This is a genomic window from Bacteroides sp. (assembly GCF_019417265.1).
In the GTDB taxonomy this organism is placed as follows: domain Bacteria; phylum Bacteroidota; class Bacteroidia; order Bacteroidales; family Bacteroidaceae; genus Phocaeicola.
The window spans coordinates 10,073-12,293 of record NZ_DXVR01000086.1 but is presented as its reverse complement, the minus strand read 5'-3'; the positions used below and the strand labels follow the sequence as shown (position 1 = coordinate 12,293).

Annotated in this window: 2 protein-coding genes; both read left to right on the top strand. The window is 30.3% G+C overall.

Annotated features, from left to right (window positions below; all coding sequences use genetic code 11):
- The first annotated feature begins 151 nt into the window (after positions 1-151).
- Entirely contained in the window at positions 152-943 is a 792-nt protein-coding gene (locus QZ379_RS10080) for a type ISP restriction/modification enzyme (RefSeq protein WP_005861759.1), read from the top strand.
- A 2-nt stretch (positions 944-945) separates the two neighbouring features.
- On the top strand, positions 946-2,121 hold the full coding sequence (locus QZ379_RS10075; RefSeq protein ID WP_005861760.1) for a DUF4297 family anti-phage-associated protein: 1,176 nt from the start codon (positions 946-948) through the stop codon (positions 2,119-2,121).
- Positions 2,122-2,221 lie beyond the last annotated feature (100 nt).

Sequence of the window (2,221 nt, the reverse complement as noted above, 5' to 3'; positions counted from 1 at the left end):
GTTTATCAGTGAGGTTGGTTGAATATTGTTCCATAACTTAATGTTTTAGTAACCACTAGGTTTTAAATAATATATCGGTTAATTAACTGATATTCAATATGATATATAATTATATAGTAATTGTTTTAATTCATTTTTAAACAGTTTCTTAATGTCTGAAACGATTGTTGACTTGAATTTTCTTGAGGCTGGAGTTCAATGTTTCCCAATGTATCACTATGAGGAACGTAAAATTGAGAGTAAAACTTTGTTTGATGATGCCGAGGACACCATTCAGAATAATTATATTCGTCGTGATGCCATCTCCGATTTCATTTCAGAACGTTGTCGCAAAGCCTACGGTCCACATGTGAGTAAAGAAGATATTTTTTACTATGTTTACGGCATTCTGCACAGCACGGAATATCGCACCGCCTTTGCCGCCGACCTTAAAAAGATGTTGCCCCGTATTCCATTAGTGGATGAAGCCCTTGATTTTTGGAGTTTTAGCAAAGCAGGAAGAAACTTAGCGGAATTGCATTTGAACTATGAGAATCGTCCTTCGGCAACCGGAGTCATTGTGACCTATAATACCATTCCGCAGAGCGAAATAGAAAAAGTAATGCAATCAGGCGAGATGGAGACAATCAATTATCAAGTTGAAAAGATGCGCTTTCCCTCCAAAACGGATAAAAGCAAAATTATATACAACAGCCAGATAACGATTGAAAATATACCAGCCACAGCTTATGAATACATAGTAAATGGCAAAAGTGCTATCGAATGGATTATGGAGCGTTATGCCGTCATCACTCACAAAGATAGCGGCATCACTAATAATCCTAATGACTGGGCAACGGAACATGACAATCCCCGCTATATATTGGATTTGCTCCTCAGCGTTATTTTATTAAGTATAGAGATGATGGAGATAGTGAATGGATTACCGAAATTAACCTTTTAAATATGGCAAAAGAACGTTCAGCAATAGCAACAATCAAAGGATATTATTATCAATTTGACTATTTTATCCTTCAGTTACTAAAATGCAATAATGAAACTGATTCCATTTGTATTGAAGGCATCGAGGATGTTGATTTAAAAACAGTTGATGAAAGTACTGCTATTCAATGCAAATATTATGCAGGAACAGAATATAATCATTCTGTTATAGCTCAACCATTGCGATATATGTTAGATCATTATCTATCAAAAGCTAATAATGGTATAAAATATAAGATTTATGGGTATTACAAATCAGGTCAAGATAAACTTATATTACCTATTAATATAGAATTTTTTAAAAGTAACTTTATAAGTCTAAAAGCATTTAAAGGTCTTTCGATAGAAGATAAACAAATAATATCATTTTTATCAAATTTGGAGATAGATATTGCAGCAAGAGAGTTTGAACAGCAAGAGACTGATATTTTTAATGAACTAAAAAGACTCTTTAGCTGTAATGATTTTGAAGCAGAATACTTTTATTACAATAATTCATTAAGAATAGTAAAAGAATTATCGATAAATCCGGATATTTCTCAAAGAAGAATAACAAAACGTGAATTTATTGATAAAATCAATAGTAAGGATATATTTTTCAACCAGTGGTTCTTGATAAAAAAAAGCATCAAAGAATATTGCTTAATGATTAAAAGAGAATATTTTTCTCCTTTAAATTTATCTCCTTTTGAACGTTTTTTTGTTATAGAGTGCGACTCGATAATTTCTGATACAGAAATAAAATCTTTACTAATCCAAATTGGAAATAAATATTCAAAAATAGAAGCAAAAAATCCAAGTCCATTCTGCCCTTATGTATATCTATATGGTTTACCTGAGAATAGATTGAAAAATATTTTAAAAAGTTTACATGATGACAACTTTATTTTTATAGATGGCTACGATTATAAAGATGCTGAATTTTCAGTCAATTCAATTGTTAAAAAGGCTACTTGTTACAATGGATTAAAACTTAAAATCTTGTACAATAAGGAAGATTTAGATTCTGTAATAGATAGTATACAAAAGACTCGAAAGATTTATCAATTTTATACAAGAATACCTTTTTATGAAAATACGAACCATGAACATATCAAGATATTAGTTGAACAAACAATTCATATCAATAAAATAATATAATTATTATGGTAGAACAAGAAAAAATTAATGCAGAAGTAATATCTGTATTTCCCAATAAAGTAAAAATATCAGTAGATAAATTAGAAGATTTCTGTTTAGC

Bases quoted from the DNA above. Each gene is read 5' to 3' on its own strand.
- QZ379_RS10080 (WP_005861759.1), top strand. From the start codon at position 152: ATGTCTGAAACGATTGTTGACTTGAATTTTCTTGAGGCTGGAGTTCAA.
- QZ379_RS10075 (WP_005861760.1), top strand. From the start codon at position 946: ATGGCAAAAGAACGTTCAGCAATAGCAACAATCAAAGGATATTATTAT.